This window comes from Streptomyces sp. NPDC048659 (assembly GCF_040650575.1).
GTDB lineage: Bacteria > Actinomycetota > Actinomycetes > Streptomycetales > Streptomycetaceae > Streptomyces.
The window spans coordinates 13,883-32,831 of sequence record NZ_JBEZHM010000055.1; the positions used below are offsets into that span (position 1 = coordinate 13,883).

Annotated in this window: 17 protein-coding genes; 7 read left to right on the forward strand and 10 right to left on the reverse strand. The window is 74.7% G+C overall.

Features of this window, described 5'->3' with window-relative positions; all coding sequences use genetic code 11:
• Positions 1–169 precede the first annotated feature (169 nt).
• Entirely contained in the window at positions 170–1,825 is a 1,656-nt protein-coding gene (locus tag AB0C99_RS31535; protein WP_362482430.1) for a serine/threonine-protein kinase, read from the forward strand.
• On the opposite strand, the gene AB0C99_RS31540 is transcribed toward AB0C99_RS31535, so the two are convergent.
• Positions 1,809–2,618, reverse strand: a complete 810-nt coding sequence (locus AB0C99_RS31540; RefSeq protein ID WP_362482432.1) for an SGNH/GDSL hydrolase family protein — start codon at positions 2,616–2,618, stop codon at positions 1,809–1,811. The genes AB0C99_RS31535 and AB0C99_RS31540 overlap by 17 nt on opposite strands.
• Before the next feature lie 198 nt (positions 2,619–2,816).
• On the opposite strand from AB0C99_RS31540, the gene AB0C99_RS31545 reads away from it, so the two are divergent.
• Positions 2,817–3,947 (forward strand): DUF5925 domain-containing protein, encoded by a 1,131-nt coding sequence (locus AB0C99_RS31545; protein ID WP_362482433.1) that lies wholly within the window; start codon positions 2,817–2,819, stop codon positions 3,945–3,947.
• A gap of 164 nt (positions 3,948–4,111) precedes the next feature.
• On the opposite strand, the gene AB0C99_RS31550 is transcribed toward AB0C99_RS31545, so the two are convergent.
• Positions 4,112–4,486 carry a GntR family transcriptional regulator gene (locus AB0C99_RS31550; RefSeq protein ID WP_362482436.1) on the reverse strand — a complete coding sequence of 125 codons (375 nt, stop codon included), beginning with the start codon at positions 4,484–4,486 and terminating at the stop codon, positions 4,112–4,114.
• A 74-nt stretch (positions 4,487–4,560) separates the two neighbouring features.
• On the opposite strand from AB0C99_RS31550, the gene AB0C99_RS31555 reads away from it, so the two are divergent.
• Positions 4,561–5,490, forward strand: a complete 930-nt coding sequence (locus AB0C99_RS31555) for a GNAT family N-acetyltransferase (RefSeq protein WP_362482439.1) — start codon at positions 4,561–4,563, stop codon at positions 5,488–5,490.
• Positions 5,471–5,971 carry a DUF402 domain-containing protein gene (locus tag AB0C99_RS31560; protein WP_362482441.1) on the forward strand — a complete coding sequence of 167 codons (501 nt, stop codon included), beginning with the start codon at positions 5,471–5,473 and terminating at the stop codon, positions 5,969–5,971. Before AB0C99_RS31555 ends, AB0C99_RS31560 begins: the two co-directional genes overlap by 20 nt.
• Before the next feature lie 39 nt (positions 5,972–6,010).
• On the opposite strand, the gene AB0C99_RS31565 is transcribed toward AB0C99_RS31560, so the two are convergent.
• The 5 genes from AB0C99_RS31565 to AB0C99_RS31585 form a co-directional block, all read right to left on the reverse strand.
• Entirely contained in the window at positions 6,011–6,436 is a 426-nt protein-coding gene (locus AB0C99_RS31565) for a DUF6299 family protein (protein ID WP_362482444.1), read from the reverse strand.
• A 93-nt stretch (positions 6,437–6,529) separates the two neighbouring features.
• Positions 6,530–7,024: a GNAT family N-acetyltransferase gene (locus AB0C99_RS31570; protein ID WP_362482447.1), complete on the reverse strand. Its 495-nt coding sequence runs from the start codon at positions 7,022–7,024 to the stop codon at positions 6,530–6,532.
• Positions 7,021–8,517, reverse strand: a complete 1,497-nt coding sequence (locus AB0C99_RS31575) for a tripartite tricarboxylate transporter permease (protein WP_362482450.1) — start codon at positions 8,515–8,517, stop codon at positions 7,021–7,023. Before AB0C99_RS31575 ends, AB0C99_RS31570 begins: the two co-directional genes overlap by 4 nt.
• A 3-nt stretch (positions 8,518–8,520) precedes the next feature.
• Positions 8,521–9,069, reverse strand: a complete 549-nt coding sequence (locus AB0C99_RS31580; protein ID WP_362482452.1) for a tripartite tricarboxylate transporter TctB family protein — start codon at positions 9,067–9,069, stop codon at positions 8,521–8,523.
• Positions 9,066–10,049, reverse strand: coding sequence for a tripartite tricarboxylate transporter substrate binding protein (locus AB0C99_RS31585; RefSeq protein ID WP_362482454.1), 984 nt, complete (start codon positions 10,047–10,049; stop codon positions 9,066–9,068). The genes AB0C99_RS31580 and AB0C99_RS31585 overlap by 4 nt, the downstream gene beginning before the upstream one ends.
• A 142-nt stretch (positions 10,050–10,191) precedes the next feature.
• Between AB0C99_RS31585 and AB0C99_RS31590 the strand changes: the two genes are divergently transcribed.
• A complete protein-coding gene (locus tag AB0C99_RS31590) occupies positions 10,192–10,866 on the forward strand; it encodes a response regulator (protein WP_362482457.1) in 675 nt (224 codons plus the stop codon).
• Positions 10,867–11,051: 185 nt separating this feature from the next.
• Complete coding sequence (locus AB0C99_RS31595; protein WP_362482459.1) at positions 11,052–12,041, forward strand: lytic polysaccharide monooxygenase; 990 nt, start codon at positions 11,052–11,054, stop codon at positions 12,039–12,041.
• A gap of 39 nt (positions 12,042–12,080) precedes the next feature.
• On the opposite strand, the gene AB0C99_RS31600 is transcribed toward AB0C99_RS31595, so the two are convergent.
• The 3 genes from AB0C99_RS31600 to dnaE form a co-directional block, all read right to left on the reverse strand.
• A complete protein-coding gene (locus AB0C99_RS31600; protein ID WP_362482462.1) occupies positions 12,081–12,950 on the reverse strand; it encodes an alpha/beta fold hydrolase in 870 nt (289 codons plus the stop codon).
• Positions 12,951–13,127: 177 nt separating this feature from the next.
• The gene (locus tag AB0C99_RS31605; RefSeq protein WP_362482465.1) at positions 13,128–14,087 is read right to left on the reverse strand and encodes a hypothetical protein; all 960 of its coding nucleotides are present in this window, start codon (positions 14,085–14,087) and stop codon (positions 13,128–13,130) included.
• Positions 14,084–17,713: a DNA polymerase III subunit alpha gene (gene dnaE / locus AB0C99_RS31610; RefSeq protein ID WP_362482467.1), complete on the reverse strand. Its 3,630-nt coding sequence runs from the start codon at positions 17,711–17,713 to the stop codon at positions 14,084–14,086. The genes AB0C99_RS31605 and dnaE overlap by 4 nt, the downstream gene beginning before the upstream one ends.
• A gap of 141 nt (positions 17,714–17,854) precedes the next feature.
• Here dnaE and AB0C99_RS31615 point away from each other — a divergent pair, with 141 nt between their 5' ends.
• A complete protein-coding gene (locus AB0C99_RS31615; protein WP_362482469.1) occupies positions 17,855–18,892 on the forward strand; it encodes a DUF3533 domain-containing protein in 1,038 nt (345 codons plus the stop codon).
• Positions 18,893–18,949: the final 57 nt, after the last annotated feature.

Sequence of the window (18,949 nt, forward strand, 5' to 3'; positions counted from 1 at the left end):
GTTGACGATCACTGTCCGAATCCGTCTGATTCCAGGGTGAGTTGGACAGCGGTCGAACGCCTGCCGAACCGTCACGAACCATCCTGCACGCGGGGCCCCCGCCTCGACGCCTTCCCCAGGGTGTGATCTCCGCCACCACAAGCCGCCCGGCCTCGGCTACCGTGGGGGGATGACGGTGATCGCGGGTCGGTACCGGCTTCTGGACGTGCTCGGCGAAGGCGGGATGGGGACCGTCTGGCGGGCCCGGGACGAGGTCCTGGGGCGCGAGGTGGCGGTCAAGGAGGTGCGGGCCCCGGCCGGGCTGCCCGCCGAGGACCGGGAGCGGCTCTACGCGCGCCTGGAGCGCGAGGCGTGGGCCGCCGCGCGGGTCGCGCACCGGAGCGCCGTCACCCTCTACGACGTGGTGACCGAGGACGGGCGCCCGTGGATCGTGATGGAGCTGGTCCGCGGCCTCACCCTCGCCGAGACCCTGGAGGCGGAGGGCCCGCTGCCGCCCGCGCGGGCGGCGGGGATCGGCGCCGACGTGCTCGCGGCGCTCCGCGCGGCGCACGAGGCGGGGGTGCTGCACCGGGACGTCAAGCCGGCCAACGTGCTGCTCGCCAACGACGGGCGGGTGGTGCTCACCGACTTCGGCATCGCGGCCGTCGCGGGCACCTCGCCGCTCACCATGACCGGCGAGCTGATCGGCTCCCCCGAATACCTGGCGCCGGAGCGCGCGATGGGGCGCGCGCCGGGCCTGGAGGCGGACCTCTGGTCGCTGGGCGTGCTGCTGTACGCGGCGGTGGAGGGCGCCTCGCCGTTCCGGCGGGACACCGCGCTCGACACCCTGCGGGCGGTGGTGGACGAGGAGCCCGCGCCGCCGGAGCGGGCCGGGGCGCTGGCGCCGGTGATCGAGGGGCTGCTGCGCAAGGACCCGGAGGCGCGGATGTCCGCGGCCGAGGCCGAGGAGCGGCTGCGCGCGATCGCGGCGGGCGAGGGGCCGACCCGGGCGGCGACGTACGGCGTCTTCCCCGCGGCACCGCCCCGGCGGCCGTCCGGCGCGGACGGCGGAGGCGGCGGAGGCGGCGGGTACGGGGATTCCGGCGGGCCCGGCGGGCCGTCCGGGCCCTCGGGCGGGCCGACCGCCCCCCTGCCCGCGCCCGGCGGCCCGGCGGCCGGGGGCGGGGCCGGGGAGCGGCGGCGCGGGCGCGGGGCGCTCGTCGCCGGGATCGCGGCGCTGCTGCTGGTGGGCGGCGGGCTGACGTACGCGCTGCTGCGGAACGAGAACCCCTCGGCGCCGCCCGCGCCGCCGGTCACGACGGGCGCCCCCGCCACGACGCCCGCCACCACCACGGCAGCGCCGCCCGAGACGCCGGCCACCACCCCGCCGACGACATCGGCCTCGGGGACACCCGCCGTCTCGGTGGTGGTGTCCGTGCGCGCGGACCGGGCGGACTACACGGGGAGCTGTCCGCCGCCGCAGGACCGGGCGCCCGCGTTCACGGCGACGTTCACCGTGGGCGGGACGCCGGCCTCGGTCTCGTACCGCTGGATCACCCGGAGCGGCGAGGGGCAGGACTCCGCGTGGCGGACGCTGGACTTCCCGGCGGGCGGCCCGGCCGAGCGGCAGGTGAGCCGGGTCCAGGCGGTGTACCGGCCGGACGGGACGCTGACGGACGCGGTGGGGGTGGAGGTGCGCACCCCCGTGGAGACCCGGTCCGAGCTGGCCGACTTCTCGGTGACGTGCGAGAGGGCGACCCCGACGGGCGGGGCCACCACTCCCACGGGGCCGTCGCCGTCGACCTCGGCGGCGACCCCCGCGCCGGGTGCTACGCCGCGTTCCTGAAGCTGGGCAGATAGCCGCCGGACTGGCCGGCGGCGGTCGGGTGGTACGACTCACCGATGTTCAGCCAGTTGACGCTGTGCAGCCAGGCCGTGCCGGAGGAGCAGATCTCGTGCCCGGTGAAGGCGGGGACGACGCTGGCGAAGGTGAAGCCGTGGTTGGCGGCTCTCTTGGCGGTGGCCGCGTTGAGGTAGTCGGAGGCGTCGTTGATGGCGCGCCGCTCGTTCTCGCTGAGGCCCGCCACGCAGCTCCCGCCGAGCTGGTAGAAGCGCGGGTAGCCGAGCACCACGACCTGGGCGTTCGGGGCCTTGTCGCGGATCGCGGTGTACACCGAGTCGAGGTTGCCGGGGAGCGTGGAGTCCACGTAGCCCTTGGCCTGATTCACGCGGTTGATACAGGTCGCCTCGGACTGCGTGACGCAGGTGGTCATGACGTCGGCGAAACCGGCGTCGTTGCCTCCGATCGTGAGAGAGACCAGGTCGGTGCCGGTGTTGAGAGGTCCGAGCTGCTTCGCCGTGACATCACCCGTTCGGGCGCCCGAGCAAGCGGTGAACGCGAAGGACGAGGGGGCGTTCGCGTTCTTCCAGAGGACCGGGTACGCCTTGGTGGAGCGCTTGCAGTCGCCGCTGGCGCTGTCGTAGCTCCCGGAGCCGACGCCCGAGGAGTACGAGTCGCCCAGGGCCACGTAGTCGACGGCGGCGCTCCCGGCGGCCTGCGCGGCTCCCGCCCCGGTGAGGGCGAGGACGGCACCGAGCAGGAGCGAAGAGGAGAAAGCCGAAATACGGGACAGTTTCATGGGACCTCCTGTAGCAGGATCTCTGCGTTACCAGGTAGTAGCAGCGGATCCGGCGCGCTGGAAGTGTCCATGCCAAAACTCGTGGCCGATTACCCACGACTTACCGTCAGAAACGGTAGAGATCCGGCCAACTGACCGGGTGTCGGTCCCGACCAAAACCCCGTGCACGGAATGCCCGGTTGCCGGATCATGAGCGCCATGTCTGCCAACCAAGGCGCGCGCACGGCCGGGGAACCGGCCGGGGCGCCGCCCGAGACCTCGCTGCCGATCCGGCTCAACGTCGACGACAGCGACTCCCCCTCGGACGTCGTCGACGCGCTGTTCCTCGGGCGGTTCGCCACCGGGGAGCAGCCGCACGCGCTGAGCACCACCCTGGACCGGGTGAAGCCCGCCGCGACCCTGCTGCCCGGCGGCGCGCGCCTGCTGCGGGCCGCCAAGGACGACGACCGCAGCGCCCTGCTCGCCGAGGGCGCGGGCTGGACGCTGCTGGTGTCCCGCTGGAGCCGCGGCGCGGACGTCACGGTCACGGCCACCGACGCGGAGCTCGCCGAGCGGGTGCTCAAGGAGGCGACGGACGGGGCCAGGGACGAGCCCGAACCGCAGCCCGAGAACGTCACCATGGGCTTCTGGTACGTGTCGCCCCGGCGCGGCCCGCACCGCACCACCCGGCAGATCGGCGCCGGGACCTGGGAGGAGATCCGCCCCAACTACACGGCGCCGGTGGCCGGGGCGATGGACCGGCTGATGGCCGTCACACCAGAGGACATCACCGGGCGGCTGCTGCTGCTCCACGGCCCGCCGGGCACCGGCAAGACCTCCGCCCTGCGCACCCTCGCCCGCTCCTGGCGCGACTGGTGCCAGGTCGACTGCGTGCTCGACCCGGAGCGCCTGTTCAGCGACGTCGGCTATCTGATGGACATCGCGATCGGCGAGGACGAGGGCACGCCGAAGGGGCGCTGGCGGCTGCTGCTCCTGGAGGACTGCGACGAGCTGATCCGCGGCGAGGCCAAGCACACGGCGGGCCAGGCGCTCTCCCGGCTGCTCAACCTGACGGACGGCCTGCTCGGCCAGGGCCGCAACGTCCTCGTCGGCGTCACCACCAACGAGGACCTGGAGCGCCTGCACCCCGCCGTCGTCCGCCCCGGCCGCTGCCTGGCCCGGATCGAGGTGGGGCGGCTGACCCGCGCCGAGTCGACGGCCTGGCTGGGGCACGAGGAGGGCATCGGCCCCGACGGCGCCACGCTCGCCGAGCTGTTCGCGCTGCGCCGGGGGACCACGACGATGGGGATGCCGGAGCAGCGGGCCACCGAGGCGGGGCTCTACCTGTAGCGCGGGGCGCGCCGGGGCCGGGCCCGCGCCCGGCGGGGGCGTACCGGGCGGGGGCCTACCCGGCGGGCCCGCGCGCGGCGGGGGCGTACCGGGCGGGGGCCTACCCGGCGGGCCCGCGCGCGGCGGGGGCGTACCGGGTGAGCCCTTACCCGGCCGGGGCGTGCTCAGGCGTCGTACGTCGCGCGGAGCGCCTCGGCGACCGCCGCCTCGGCCCCCTCTCTGCTCAGGCCCAGGCGCCGCGCCTCCGTCGCGTAGGCCGCCGCGGCCGTCGCGGCGAGGCGGGAGGCGGCGTCGGAGGCGGCGGCGACGAAGGTGCCGTTGCGGCCCCGGGTCTCGATCACCCCGTCCGCCTCCAGCGCCTTGTACGCCTTGGCGACCGTGTTCGCCGCGAGCCCGAGGTCCTCCGCGAGGCCCCGCACCGTCGGGAGCTTGTAGCCGACGGGCAGTTCCCCCGAGCGGGCGCTCTGCGAGATCTGGGCGCGAAGCTGTTCGTACGGGGCGGTGGTGGAGTGCTGGTCCACGCTGATTCGAAGCGTCACCCGCCCGATTGTGCACCCGGCCGACGGGAAAATGGGAGGCGGCCGGACGGGACCGCCGCATAGCGTGCGGCCCCATGACTGTGATCGTCCGCGATGTACGGCCCGAGGACTCCGGGGACGCCGAGGGCTTCGCCCGGGTCCGGCGCGCCGCCCTCCCCTTCATGCTCGCCACCGGCGCCCAGGTGGCCCACGACTGGGCGCACGCCCACCCCGACGCGCACCAGCGGCCGCTGATCGCCGAGGCGGACGGGGAGATCATCGGCACCGCGCAGGTGTCGCTCGCCCACGAGTCCCCCGAGCCGGGCATGGGCAGCGTCAACGTCTACGTCCACCCCGCGCACCGGGGGCGCGGCGCCGGGGCGCTGCTGCTGCGCGCGGGCGAGGAGCACCTGGCCGCGGTGGGGGCGGTCACGCTCCTCAGCTGGGTCCCGGACGAGCCGGCCGGCCTCGCGTTCGCCGGGCGGCACGGCTACGCGCCCAGCCGCTCCGCGTACTTCCTGCGCCTGGACCTGGCGGGCGCCGCGCTGCCGCCGCTCCAGGAGCCGCCGGCCGGGGTGGAGCTGCGTCCCGCGACGGACTTCGCGGCCGACCCGCGCCCGCTGTTCGAGCTGGACGCGCTGACCACGGCCGACGAGCCGGGCGACGTGGCCGCCGAACTGACCGACTACGCGCACTGGCTGGAGACCACCTGGCGGCACCCGCTGCTGGACCACGAACTCACCACCGTGGCGCTGGTCGACGGGCGCCCGGCGGCGTTCACCGCGGCCCAGACGGACGGGCTCGGCCGCTTCGGCTCCGGGATGACCGGCACCGCGCCGGAGTTCCGGGGCCGGGGGCTCGCCAAGCTGGTGAAGAACCACGCGCTGCACCTGGCGCGGGCCGCGGGCTGCACGGAGGCGTTCACCGGCAACGACACCGGCAACGGGCCGATGCTGGCGGTCAACGAGTGGTTCGGCTACGAGATCGCCGCGAAGGAGGTCCGGCATGTCCGGTCGCTCGGTTGAGATCGCCCTGGTGAAGGCGGGCCGGACCAAGATCCGCTACCCGGCGGAGCTGCTCGCCGACGACGGGGTCCGGCTGACGGTCCGGGCGCCCTGGGCCGCCGAAGGTGTCCGGGACTTCGGCTTCGTGCGCTTCGAGCCGGGCGACGTCTTCACCGAGCACTACTGGCGGGACCGCTGGTACGCGGTGAAGGAGGTCCGCTCCGGCGACGGGGCGCTCAAGGGCTGGTACTGCGACGTGACCCGGCCCGCCGTGGTCGGCGCCGACGGGGCCGAGGTGCTGGTCGAGGACCTGGACCTGGACCTGTGGGTGCCGGCCGACGGGGTGGGCGTGCTGCGGCTCGACGAGGACGAGTTCGCGGCGAGCGGCCTGGCCGCCGCCGACCCGGAGGCGGCGGAGCGGGCCGTGCGCGCCCTGGACGAGCTGGACGCGCTGGGCCGTGACGGACTGGTGGAGCTGCTGGCGGGGCGGGCGGACCGGTAGGGCCCGCCCCGCGGTTCCGGTCGGGTCCGGCCCCGGCGGCTAGCCGAGGGTGATGTCCCGGTCCTGCTCGACCGTGAAGTCGGGGGTCGGGGTGCCCAGCGGGCCGGTGGCGACGAGCTGCATCAGGGCCGCCTGCACCTGGGCCGGGCCCGGGCGGTAGGCGGGGTCCTTGACGACGGCGCTGTTGGTCCAGGGGCGGACCTGGCCGTCGCAGACCGCCTGGGTGCCGCCGATCCCGGCGGAGTGCGTGCCCTGGACCAGGGTGGAGCTGACGAAGACGGGGCCGGCGCTGTCGTCGGCGCAGCGGTAGGTGCCGGAGAGGGTGACCGTGCCGTCGGCGGCGAGGGTGCCGCGCGGATCGACGGTGACGGTGTCGGCGGCGGGGGCGGCCGGGCCGGCGTGGGCGGTGGGGACGGTCGCGGTGGCGGCGAGCAGGGCACCGGCGACGGCGAGGCGAGCGCGCATGGGTGGGGGGTCCCTTCGGGGGCGTGGACGATGGTCACGGTGGGTGGAGCTGCCCGCCAGGGATACCGGATCAAGCCGCCAGATGTCCGAAACTCACCCCATCGGGGGCGAGTTGAGCGGCGACTCGCCGACCGTCTTTCGGTAGTGAATACGGTCGTACGGTCCGTCAAGACGCCGTTCGACGACCTCGTAGCCGTACCGCTCGTACAGCTTCTGGTTCTCCCACATCATCGCGTTGGTGAAGAGCCGCACCTCGGGCAGGCCGAGGGCGCGCGCCCGGTCCTCGGTCCACTCCATCAGGACGCGGCCGAGGCCGGCGCCCTGGGCGTCGGGGTGGACGGCGACGGTGTCCAGGTAGAGGTGGTCCGCCTCCGGGACCACGACGACGAGCCCGGCCACCGGCTCGCCCGCGACGAAGACGCGCCCCGCCGCCACGTTCGCCGCGTGGTCCTCCTCCATCGGGGCCGGTACGAGACCGATCCGCTCGATGTAGTGGTGGAAGGCCGCGTCGATCACGGCCTTCACGGCGGGCACGTCGGCGGCGAGGGCGGGGCGGGGCGCGTCGTGCGCTGTACGGTCGGGCGTCATGCCTCCACGGTACGGCGGCGCTTGACCAGCTTGCCCACCAGCGGCCAGGCCAGCAGGAGCAGCACCACCGCGTAGACCGTCACCGAGAACGGGGTGTTGACCAGGCCGGTCAGGGAGCCGTCGCTGATCTGGAGCGCGCGGCGCAGCTGCTGCTCGGCGGCCGGGCCGAGGATGACGCCGATGACCGCGGGCAGCACGGGCAGTCCGTAGCGCCGCATCCCGAAGCCGATGAGGCCGATGACCAGCAGGATCACCAGGTCGAGGGCCTCGCCGCCGACCGCGTACGCGCCGACGGCGGCGAAGAACAGGATGCCGGCGTAGAGGTACGGGCGGGGGATGCGCAGCAGCTTGGCCCAGACCGGCGCGAGCGGCAGGTTGAGGGCGAGCAGCAGCACCATGCCGACGAACAGCGAGGCGATCAGGCCCCAGACCAGCTCGGGCTCGCGCTCGAAGAGGAGCGGGCCGGGCTGGATGCCGTACTGCTGGAAGGCGGCGAGCATCACGGCGGCGACGGCGGTCGTCGGCAGGCCCAGGGTGAGCATGGAGACGAGGGTGCCGGCGGCGGAGGCGGAGGCGGCGGACTCGGGGCCCGCGACGCCCTCGATGGCGCCCTTGCCGAACTCGTGCTTGTGCTTGGAGAGGCGCTTCTCCGTCACGTACGACAGGAAGGTCGGGATCTCGGCGCCGCCGGCCGGGATCGCGCCGAACGGGAAGCCGATGAACGGGCCGCGCAGCCACGCCTTCCAGGTGCGCCGGACGTCGTCGCGGCCGAGCCAGGGGCGCCCGACGGGGATCGGCTCGCCCGCGTTGCGGCGCAGGTGGGCGGCGACCCACAGGGCCTCGCCGATGGCGAAGAGGCCGACCGCGACGATGACGACGTCGATGCCGTCGGCGAGCTGGAGCGAGCCGAAGGTGAGGCGCTGCTGGCCGGTCATCTGGTCGAGGCCGACCAGGCCGAGGGTGAGGCCGATGAGCAGGGAGGCGAGGCCGCGGACGCGGGAGGAGCCGAGGACGGAGGTCACCGCGATGAAGGCGAGGACCATGATGGCGAAGTAGTCGGGGGCGCCGATGTCGACGGCGAGCGCGGCGACGACCGGGGCGAGCAGGACGAGCAGGATCGTGCCGGTCATGCCGCCGGCGAAGTGCCCGATGGCCGCGGCGGCGAGGGCCTGGGCGCCGCGCCCGGACTTGGCCATCGGATTGCCCTCGATGGCGGCGACGACGGCGGCGCTCTCACCGGGGGTGTTGAGCAGGATGGAGGTGGTGGAGCCGCCGAACATGGCGCCGTAGTAGATCCCGGCGAACATGATGAACGCGCCGGTGGGCTCCAGGCCGTACGTGACGGGGAGCAGCAGGGCCACGGCCATGGCGGGGCCGATGCCGGGCAGGACGCCGATGGCGGTGCCGAGGAGGACGCCGAGGGCGGCCCAGAGCAGGTTGACGGGGGTCAGCGCGGTGCCGAAGCCGTCGAGCAGGGAGGTGAGCGAGTCCATGGGTCAGAGCACTCCCATCAGCGGGCCGCCGGGCAGCGGGACGCCGAGCAGTTTGTCGAAGACGACGTAGGTGAGCAGGGAGAGGCCGGCGGCGATCAGCGGGTCGCGGTGCAGGTGGCGGCTGCCGAGGGCGTAGGCCGCGCCCCAGAAGAGCAGGGCGCCGGCGACGGGGAAGCCGGCCGGGCCGATGAGGACGGCGAAGCCGAGGAAGACGCCGGCGAGGAGCAGGACGGTGCGCCAGTCGCCGGGCTCGGACAGGTCGACGTCCTCGCCGCCCTCGGCCTCGCCCCGGCCGCCGCGCAGCACGTCGACGGCGAGCAGGACGGCGATGACGAGCAGGCCGCCGCCGACGACGAACGGGACGGTGCGGGGGCCGACGGGGCCGCGCTGGGCGACGTCGACGGCCATGGTGAGGGCGTCGGTGAGGACGAGGACGCCGAGGACCAGCAGGATCACGCTGACGCCGAGCTCGGAGTGCTCGCGCAGCCAGGAGGGGCGCTTGGCGGGGGTCTCGTCGGTGGCCGGGGTGGCGGGGGTGGCGGGGGTGGTCACAGTCCCAGCTCCTTCAGTACGGAGGCGACGCGGCGGTCCTGTTCGGTGAGGAAGGTGCCGAACTCGTCGCCCGGCAGGAAGGCGTCGTTCCAGCCGTGGGTCTTCAGGGACTCGCGCCACTGCGGGGACTCGTGCAGCTTGGTGACGAGGACGATCAGCTTGTCGCGCTCGGCGTCGGAGAGGCCGGGCGGGGCGACGATGCCGCGCCAGTTGATGAACTCGGTGTCGAGGCCCGCCTCGCGCAGGGTGGGCGCGTCGAGGCCGGGGACCCGCTCGCCGCCGGTGACGGCGAGCAGGCGCAGCTCGCCCGCCTTGATCTGGTCGAGGTACTCGCCGACGCCGGAGACGCCGAAGGCGACCTTGTTGCCGAGGATGGAGGCGAGGAGCTCGCCGCCGCCGTCGAAGGGGATGTAGTTGACGTCCTTCGGCGGGATGCCGGCGGCCTGGGCCATCAGCATCGGGGCGAGGTGGTCGGGGCCGCCGGGCGAGGAGCCGCCGCCGACGGGCAGCTTGCCGGGGTCCTTCTTCCAGGCGGCGAGCAGGTCCTGGATGGTCTTGTACGGGGAGTCCTTGCCGACCACGACGATGTCCTGCTCCATGGTGAGCCGGGCGATCGGGGTGGTGTCGGCGAGGGTCTTGGGGGTCTTGTTGGTGTGGACGGCTCCGACGACGCCGAGGCCCATGGACATGGCGAGGCGGCCGTTGCCGTGCTCGCCGACGAGCCGGGTGAGGCCGACGGTGCCGCCCGCGCCGGGCAGGTTGAAGACCTCGATGTCGGTGGTGAGTCCGGCCTCCTCGGCGTTCTTCGCCGCGGTGCGGGCGGTGATGTCGTAGCCGCCGCCGGGGGTGTTGGGGACCATGAACCGCAGGCCGGGTATCTGGGTGCCGGTGTCGGAGCCGCTGCCGGTGGTGAGCAGCGGAGGTCCCACGAGCACGAGCAGCGCCGCCCCGAACAGGGCGAGGGGAGTGCTGAGCCGCACGTGAGCCGCCTCTCGAAGGGTAGGGATCGAAGGGATCGATGGGTGTGAGGTGGCCCACATGTTGCCTGCGCGTTAAGAAGCTGTCTCGCTTCCGCAACCAACGGACGTTGTGGTCCTTGTGGTCGCGCCTTACGTTGGCCGCGTGACGAAGGTGCTGGTGGTCGACGACGACTTCATGGTGGCCAAGCTGCACTGCCGCTATGTGTCGGCGGTGCCGGGCTTCTCCGTCGTGGGCGCCGCCCACAACGGCGCGGAGGCGCTGCGCGCGGCGCACGCGCTGCGGCCCGATCTGCTGCTGCTCGACATCTTCCTGCCGGACATGGACGGGATCGCGGTGCTGCGCGAGCTGCGGGCCTCGGGGCTGGCCATGGACGCGCTGTTCATCACGGCCGCGCGGGACGTGGACACGATCCGCGCGGCGCTGCGCGCGGGGGCCCTGCACTATCTGATCAAGCCCTTCAACCAGGCGGCGCTGCAAGAGCAGTTGCGCCATGTGGCCTCGCTCCGCAGCCGGCTGGACGAGCTGTCGGCGGCGGAGGCGCGGCAGGAGGACGTGGACCAGATCTTCGGCGCCCGCCCGCGCGGCTCCCGCGAGCTCCCCAAGGGCCTGGCGGCCCACACGGCGGAGCTGGTGGACACGATCCTGCGGGCCCATCCGCAGGGCCTGTCGGCGACGGAGTGCGCCGAGGCGGGCTCGCTGTCCCGGGTCAGCGCCCGCCGCTATCTGGAGTACTTCGCGGAGACCGGCCGCGCCGAGATCACCCTCCGCTACGGCGGCACGGGCCGCCCGGAGCGCCGCTACCGGCGGCTTGGCTGACGGCCCTGCCCCCGGCCCTGTCCGCAGCCCTGTCTGTGGCCCTGTCTGTGGCCCCGCTTAGAGGCCCCTTAACACGACCATAAAGATCCTCACGAGGCCCTCAGAAGCGCCTGATCGGCCTGTTCCGGGGGCTAGTTTGCTGGGCGTCCCCCCACACCCCGCCCTCGTGAAGGAGCTGTCCCCCCATGTCCTCACCCCGTACCGCCCTCGCCACCGCCGTCACCGCCTCCGCCGTCCTCGCGCTGGCCGGGCTCGGTGCCGCGCCCGCGTTCGCGCACGGGTCGATGACCGACCCGGTGAGCCGGGTCGCGGCCTGTTACGCGGAGGGGCCGGAGAGCCCGAAGTCGGCGGCGTGCAAGGCGGCCGTGGCGGCGAGCGGGACGCAGGCGTTCTACGACTGGAACGGGGTGAACATCGCGGACGCGGGCGGCCGGAGCCGGCAGATCATCCCGGACGGGAAGCTGTGCAGCGCCGGGAACGACAAGTACCGGGGCCTCGACCTGGCCCGCGCGGACTGGCCGTCGAGCCCGATGACGGCCGGTGAGCACACCTTCCGGTACAAGGGCACCGCCCCGCACAAGGGCTCCTTCGCGCTGTACGTGACGAAGGACGGCTACGACCCGGCGAAGCCGCTGAAGTGGTCGGACCTGGAGGACAAGCCCTTCGCCACGGTCACCGACCCGGCGATGAGCAACGGCGACTACGTGTTCAAGGGCACCGTGCCGAAGAAGTCCGGGCGGCACCTGATCTACTCGGTGTGGCAGCGCTCGGACTCCCCCGAGGCGTTCTACACCTGCTCGGACGTGGTGTTCGGGAAGGACACCGGCGGCACGCCGGGCACCCCGGCGCCGACCGCCTCCGCGCCGACCGACGCGCCCTCGACGGGCGGGCACTCCGGGCACGGGGGCCACACGGCGACGCCGGCGCCCACGAAGACGCAGGCGCAGCCGCAGACGGGCACCGGCACGACCGGCGGCACGGGCGGCACCGCGACGGCCGGCGGCTCGACGGCCGGCGGCTCGGCCCCCGTCGCGGCCGGCGCGCCGGGGACCGAGCTGGCCGAGACCGGCGGCGACGCCACCACGCCGTACCTGGCGCTGGGCGGCGCCGCCGTGCTCGCGACGGGCGCGGCGGTCGTGTTCGCCTCGGCCCGCCGCCGGGCGGCCCGCCGCTAGGTCCTGGGACGTGTCCTGGGACCGGTCCCAGGACACGTCCTAGCCGACCGCGGACAGGCAGGTGGTCGGGGTCGCGTGGGCCGGGTCGAGGGCGTTGTCCACCTCGTGCATGACGATCCGGTCCACCGTGCCGATCGCCACGTGCTCCGAGAGGTCGAGCGCGCACAGGTCCTGGAGCACGACGTTGTTCACGTCCGGTCCGCTGAGGAAGCCGGAGCGGTACGGGGTGACGACCTCGTCGTACCGGGTGGCGATGACCGTGTACCGCACGCCGGGCACGGTGTCGCCGCCCGCGTTGAGCTTGGTCATGAAGGGCGAGCCGGCGATCTGGTCGGCGAGCGCCGGGGTCGACGCGGACAGCAGGTCCTCGGCGCCCGGGAAGTACGGCAGCAGCTTGGTGAGGCCGTTGAGGGTGGTGCCGTGGTTGTCCGGGGCGATGCCGACGAGCGCGTTCACCTTCTGCGCGCCGCCGAGGAACTTCAGGTAGTAGCGGGGCATCATGCCGCCCTGCGAGTGCCCGACGAGGTCCGCCTTCGGGGCTCCGGTGGCGGCGAGCACCCGGTCGACGTACCCGGCGAGCTGTCCGGCGGACTTGTCGACGGGGCCGAGGCCGTTGAAGAGCGGCACGCCGGGCAACTGCCCGTAGTCGAGCGAGAAGACGCAGTACCCGCGGTTCACCAGGTACGGCGCCAGGCCCAGCCAGTTGTCGACGGAGTTGCCGAAGGTGCCGTGGACGAGGACGACCGGGCGGGGGTGGGCGGCGGAGGGCTTGCAGGAGAAGTCGTTCCAGCCCCGGCTGGGGGCCGGGGCGGCCTGCGCGGCGGCGGTGGGGGCGAGCGTGGCGGCGGCGGTCAGCAGCAGCACGGCCAGGGCTCTGACGGCGTGCTTCAGGGGGGTCCGGGGCAGCATCGGGCGGTCTCCTCGCGGCTCAGGGGGAAACTCGATGGGTGCGTTGCCATACGCCCTGCGGTCCGGACCACAAGTGGGGATGCGCTTCCGTCAAGCTACGCACGGGTAGCCTCGACTGGGAAGTTACGCGTCGGTAAAAACTGGCGCACCGTCAAGAGCGTTGTGCAGGAGCCGACTTCACGCCGCCAGCGAGCCCGGCATGACCGCGCGCGGGCCGAACCTCGCGCGGGCCCGGTCCGCGACCGCCTCGATCCGGCGGGCCTTGTCGTCCGCCGGGTCGAAGGAGAGCTGGTGCGCGGCCTCCTCGGCCGGGCCCAGGCCCTCGGCGCGCAGCGCGACACCCCGCACCCGGGCGCGCTGGAGGCCGAAGGAGCCGTGGACGGCGTACGCGAGGGCGGTGAGCTCGGCGGAGTGCGCGGTCGGCTCGCGCAGCACGCGGGTGCGGGCGGAGGTGCCGCGGTCGGCGTACCGCACGGTGACCGTGAGGGAGCGGCAGACCTGGCCCTCCGTCCGCATCCGGGCGCCCAGCTCCTCCGTGAGCGAGAGCAGGGCCCGGCGCTGCGCGGCCGGGTCGAGCTCGTCGTGCGGGAAGGAGCGCTCGGCGGCGAGCGACCGGGAGAGCGCGCCGGGGACGACGGGGGTGCGGTCGATGCCCCGGGCGCGTTCCCACAGCTCGCGGCCGGTCTTCGCGCCGACGAGCCGCTGGAGCACGGCGAGCGGCGCGTCGGCGACCCGGCCGGCCGAGTCGAGACCGTAGCCGCAGAGGGTGTGGGCGGTGGCGCGGCCGACGCCGTCGAGGTCGCGGACCGGGCGGTCCCGCAGGAACTCCGCCGGGTCCTCGACGACCCGGGTGGTGCCGGGGCCCGCCTCGCGGGCCGCCATCCGGGCCAGCATCGGGTTGGGCCCGGCGCCGACGGCGCAGTCCACCCCGTACAGGGCGAGCGCCCTGACCCGGATCACCGAGCCGAGCTCGGCCGGGCTCCAGCCGAAGTAGCGGAGCGCGCCGCGCACGTCGGCGAGCGCCTCGCCGGCCGGGTCGGCCTGGACGAGCGGGGTGAACTCCGTGAGCAGGTCGACGAGGTGCGGGAGCAGCACCTCGTGCATCGGGGCGAGCCGGAAGCGTACGCAGAGGATCATCCGGCGCTCCCGGGGCTGCTGTGCCACAGCTTGCGCGCCGGGGTCGCGGCGCCCTCGCCGGCGGGCCGGAGGTCGGCCCAGGGGTTCAGCTCGTAGCCGGTGGACAGGGTGATGCGGCGGCCGGTGTCCCCGGCGCCCGCGTCCCCGGAGGCCGCGCCCTCGGGGGCCGACTCCCCCGCCTGCCCCGCCTGCCCCGCCTGCCCCGCCCGTCCTGGCCGCCCCGGCTGCCCTGCCTGCCCCGGCTCCCCCTGCCCCTCGGACAGGCGCTCGCCGACCGCCCGCAGGCCGCCGCTCGCGCGCAGTTCGGCGAGTTCGGCGAGGTTCCAGGCGGCGGAGCCGACCACGCTGAGGCTGCGCGGGCCGCGCCGCTGCACCACGCCCCGGACCAGCAGCAGCCAGGAGTGGAAGACGGTGTGGGCGCAGCGTTCGTGGGAGTCGTCGAAGAAGGCGAGGTCGACCAGGCCGGTGCCGTCGTCGAGGGTGGTGAAGATGACCCGCTTGCCGGAGCGGATCGGCGGGGTCTGGGTGGCCGCCTTGGCGCCGGCGACCAGGACGGTCTGGCCGTGCCGGGCGGAGCGCAGCCGCTCGGCGGAGACGACGCCGAGTTCGCGCAGGAAGGCCCGCCGGTCGTCCATGAGGTGGCGGGAGGCGTCCATGCCGAGGATGCCGAGCTCGGCGCTGAGGCGTTCGGAGGCGTCGAGGTCGGGCAGGCCGACGGGGGCGGTGCGGTCGCCTCGGGCGAGCGGGAGTTGTCCGCCGTGGGAGGCGGCGCCGCGCTGGAGGCGGTGCAGTTCGGTCAGGTGCAGGAGCAGGTCGCGGCGGTTGGCGCCGAACGCGTCGAGGGCGCCGACCTGGGCGAGGCGTTCGGCGACGGGCCTGCGGGGGCGGGCGCGCTGCCAGAAGTCGAGCAGGGAGGCGTAGGGGCGGCCGTTCTCGATGCGGGCGCCCTCGGTCTCGCTCATGCCGTGGACGTCGGCGAGGCCGAGCCGGAGGCCCCACACCGGGGGCCCCTCGGACACCAGTTCGATACGGTGGGCGACCGCCGACCGGTTCACGTCCAGCGGCAGCACGGGCACCCCGCGCCGCCGGGCGTCCGCGAGCAGCAGCCGCTTCGGGTACATGCCGGGGTCGTGGGTGAGCAGCCCGGCGTAGAAGGCGGCCGGGTGGTGGGCCTTGAGCCAGGCCGACTGGTAGGTGGGCACGGCGAAGGCGACCGCGTGCGCCTTGCAGAAGCCGTACGAGCCGAACGCCTCGACGATCTCCCAGGTGCGGGCGACGACCTCGGGGGCGTACCCCCGGCGCCCGGCCCGCTCGGCGAACCAGGTCCTGATCCGCCCCTGCGACTCCGGGTGGGACAGCCCCCGGCGCACCTGGTCGGCCTCGTCGCGGCCGCAGCCGGTCATGATGCTCACGATCTCGATGATCTGCTCGTGGAAGACGACGACGCCGTGGGTCTCCTTGAGGGCCCCGGCCAGGTCGGGGTGCGGGTAGCGGACGGGGGCGCGGCCGTGCCGGGCCTCGATGAAGGGGCGGACCATGTCGGCGGCGACCGGGCCCGGCCGGAAGAGCGAGATGTCGACGACCAGGTCGTGGAAGGTCTCCGGCTGGAGCCGCCCCACCAGGTCGCGCTGGCCGGGCGACTCGATCTGGAAGCAGCCCAGGGTCTCGGTGGAGCGGATCAGCCGGTAGGTGGCGGGGTCGCCGGGCGGAATGGCGTCGATGTCGGGGCGGGTGCCGGTGGCGCGTCCGATCTCGGCGACGGCGTGCGCCATCGCGGACTGCATCCGCACGCCGAGGACGTCGAGCTTGAGCAGGCCGAGGTCCTCGACGTCCTCCTTGTCGAACTGGGACATGGGCATGGGGGCGGGCGCCGGGCCGCCGGGGCCCGGGGGGATCTCGCCCGCGGTGGGGACGACGGGGGTGCGGGTGAGCAGCGAGGCGTCGGAGAGGAGCACGCCGCAGGGGTGCATGGCGGTGCCGCGGGGCAGCGCGTCGAGGGCCTCGACCAGGCTCCAGAAGCGCTTGCGGTCCCCGAGCTCCTCCTTGAGCCCGCGCAGTTCGGGCAGTTCGTCGAGGGCGGCGCGGGCGTCCCGGGCGCGGATGTGCGGGAACGCCTTGGCGATCCGGTCGATGTCGGCGGGGTCCATGGAGAGGGCGGCGCCCACGTCCCGTACGGCGTGCCGGACCCGGTAGGTCTCGGGCATGGCGACGGCGGCGACCCGTTCGGCGCCGAAGCGGTCGAGGATCGCCCGGTAGACCTCCAGGCGGCGGGCGGACTCGACGTCGATGTCGATGTCGGGGAGCGCGGTGCGGCGTTTGGAGAGGAAGCGTTCCATCAGCAGGCCGTGCTCGACCGGGTCGGCGTGGGCGATGCCGAGGAGGTGGTTGACGAGGGACCCGGCGCCGGAGCCGCGCGCGGCCACCCGGATGCCCATCCCCCGTACGTCTTCGACGACTTGAGCGACCGTCAGGAAATATCCGGCGAAGCCGTGGTGGGCGATGATGTCGAGCTCCCGGTGCATCCGGTCCCAGTGGCCGGGCCGCCTCTCGTACCCCTTCAGGACCATGCCGGCGGCGGCCCGGGAGGCGAGCACGCGCTGGGCGGTGCGGTGGGCGGCGCCGACGAGGCGGGGCTCGGGGAAGTGCGCGGAGCCCATGCCGAGGTCGTCCTCGGGGTCGACCAGGCAGGCGGCGGCGACGGCGGCGGTGTGCCCGAGGAGCCGGTGGGCGGCCTCGCGGCGGAAGCCCGCGGCCTCGACGGTCCGCTCGGCGGCGGCCAGCATGGCGCCGGCGTCCTTGAGCCAGCCCTCCCCCGCGTCGAGGCCGCCGCCGCGCGGGTCCACCGGGACCAGCCGGCGGGCGGCGTCGAGGACGTCGGCGACGGGGCCCTGGCCGGGGTCGGCGTAGCGGACCTCGTTGCCGAGCACGGGCCGGACGCCCTGCTCGGCGGCGAGGCCGACGGTCCGGGCGGCGAGCCGCAGCGAGCCGGGTCCGGTGCCGGGCAGCCCGTGCGGGACGACCTCCAGGCACAGGGCGTCCCCGTACCGCTCCCGCCAGGGCGCCAGCAGCCGGGCGGCCCGGTCGGGGCGCCCGGCGACGAGGGCGCGGCCCACGCCGGAGGCGGGCCCGAGCAGCACGAAGAGCCCGTCGCCGGAGACGGCGGCGGCCCCGGCGGCACCGGTGGCCCCGGCGGCCCAGGGCAGCACCGGCCGCCCTTCGCCCGCGTGGGCGTGGGCGGCGGTGATCAGGGCGCAGAGCGCGGCCCAGCCGGCCCGGGAGCGGGCGAGGAAGACGGCGCGGGGCGCGGACTCGTCCACGAAGGCCCCGCCCCGTACGGGCACCCGGCGCACGGAGCCGCGGGCGGCGCCACCGGCCGGGCCGCCGGACGGGCCGGCAGCCGGGCCGGGGGCCGGTTCGTACGCCAGGTCGGCGCCGAACAGGGGGCGGACCCCCGCCGTCGCGCAGGCTTTGGCGAAGCGGACGGCGCCGGCGACGGTGTCGCGGTCGGTCAGGGCGAGGGCGTCCATGCCCCGCTCGGCGGCGCGCTCGGCCAGCCGGGCGGGGTGGGAGGCGCCGTAGCGCGACGAGAAGCCCGAGGCGGTGTGCAGATGTGTGAACTCCGCCATGCGTCACACCTCCGCATCGAATTCGTACGTACGTTCCCACCCCCTCGGTTCCAGCCTAGCTCATGTTCGAACGTCCGTGCGATAACCCGTTCGGTCCCCTCCCACCTGCGGTGACGCCCGGTCCCGTCGAGCCTGGGGGGCATGACCCTCGTCGACGAACTGAAGAGCGCCGTCACCCCCCGAGCAGCCCTGCTGGTCGTCGGCGTCTTCGCCCTCCAGATGCTGTTCATCGCCTCGTACGTCGGGGCCCTGCACGATCCCAAGCCCCGGGACGTCCCCTTCGGCGTGGTCGCCCCGCAGGTGGTCGCCGGCCCGATGGTGGAGCGCCTGGAGAAGCTGCCGAACGAGCCGCTGGACCCGCGCACGGTCGAGAGCGCGGACGCGGCCCGGGACCAGATCCTGAACCGGGACATCGACGGGGCGCTGGTCATCGACCCGACCGGCCGCACCGACACCCTGCTCGTCGCCTCCGGCGGCGGCACCGTGCTCTCCTCGACCCTGCAGAAGATGTTCACGGCCCTGGAGGCGGCCCAGGGCCGCGCCGTGAAGACCGTGGACGTGGCGCCCGCCTCCGCCAAGGACTTCGACGGCCTCTCCGCCTTCTACCTGGTCGTCGGCTGGTGCGTCGGCGGCTACATCTGCGCCGCGATCCTGGCGATCAGCGCGGGCTCCCGGCCCGCCAACCCCCACCGCGCGATCATCCGGCTCGGCACCCTGGCGCTCTACTCGGTCCTCGGCGGACTCGGCGGCGCGATCATCGTCGGCCCGATCCTGGACGCCCTGCCCGGCAGCGTCGCCGCCCTGTGGGGCCTGGGCACCCTGGTGGTCTTCGCGGTCGGCGCCGCCACCCTGGCCCTGCAGTCGGTCTTCGGGATCGTCGGCATCGGCCTGGCGATCCTGCTCATCGTGGTCGCGGGCAATCCCAGCGCGGGCGGCGCCTTCCCGCTGCCGATGCTGCCACCGTTCTGGAACGCGATCGGCCCGGCGCTGCCCCCGGGCGCCGGCACCTGGGTGGCCCGCTCGATCGCCTACTTCAAGGGCAACGACGTCACCGGCTCCCTGCTGGTCCTCTCCGCCTGGGCGGTGGTCGGCACGGCCGTGACGCTGGTGATGTCCTCGCTGAAGCGCAAGCCGCACGCGGAGCCGATCGCCGCCGAGCTCGGCGAGCCCGCGCCCTGAGGCGGCCGGACGCACAGAAGGCGGGGCCCCCGGTCGTGAAGACCGGGGGCCCCGCCG

Excerpts from the sequence above, each read along its gene's own strand:
- AB0C99_RS31615 (WP_362482469.1), top strand. The coding sequence starts at position 17,855 with ATGACCCTCGTCGACGAACTGAAGAGCGCCGTCACCCCCCGAGCAGCC.
- AB0C99_RS31595 (WP_362482459.1), top strand. The coding sequence starts at position 11,052 with ATGTCCTCACCCCGTACCGCCCTCGCCACCGCCGTCACCGCCTCCGCC.
- dnaE (WP_362482467.1), bottom strand. The coding sequence starts at position 17,713 with ATGGCGGAGTTCACACATCTGCACACCGCCTCGGGCTTCTCGTCGCGC.
- AB0C99_RS31570 (WP_362482447.1), bottom strand. The coding sequence starts at position 7,024 with ATGACGCCCGACCGTACAGCGCACGACGCGCCCCGCCCCGCCCTCGCC.
- AB0C99_RS31545 (WP_362482433.1), top strand. The coding sequence starts at position 2,817 with ATGTCTGCCAACCAAGGCGCGCGCACGGCCGGGGAACCGGCCGGGGCG.
- AB0C99_RS31605 (WP_362482465.1), bottom strand. The coding sequence starts at position 14,087 with ATGATCCTCTGCGTACGCTTCCGGCTCGCCCCGATGCACGAGGTGCTG.
- AB0C99_RS31535 (WP_362482430.1), top strand. The coding sequence starts at position 170 with ATGACGGTGATCGCGGGTCGGTACCGGCTTCTGGACGTGCTCGGCGAA.
- AB0C99_RS31565 (WP_362482444.1), bottom strand. The coding sequence starts at position 6,436 with ATGCGCGCTCGCCTCGCCGTCGCCGGTGCCCTGCTCGCCGCCACCGCG.
- AB0C99_RS31560 (WP_362482441.1), top strand. The coding sequence starts at position 5,471 with ATGTCCGGTCGCTCGGTTGAGATCGCCCTGGTGAAGGCGGGCCGGACC.
- AB0C99_RS31600 (WP_362482462.1), bottom strand. The coding sequence starts at position 12,950 with ATGCTGCCCCGGACCCCCCTGAAGCACGCCGTCAGAGCCCTGGCCGTG.
- AB0C99_RS31575 (WP_362482450.1), bottom strand. The coding sequence starts at position 8,517 with ATGGACTCGCTCACCTCCCTGCTCGACGGCTTCGGCACCGCGCTGACC.
- AB0C99_RS31555 (WP_362482439.1), top strand. The coding sequence starts at position 4,561 with ATGACTGTGATCGTCCGCGATGTACGGCCCGAGGACTCCGGGGACGCC.
- AB0C99_RS31540 (WP_362482432.1), bottom strand. The coding sequence starts at position 2,618 with ATGAAACTGTCCCGTATTTCGGCTTTCTCCTCTTCGCTCCTGCTCGGT.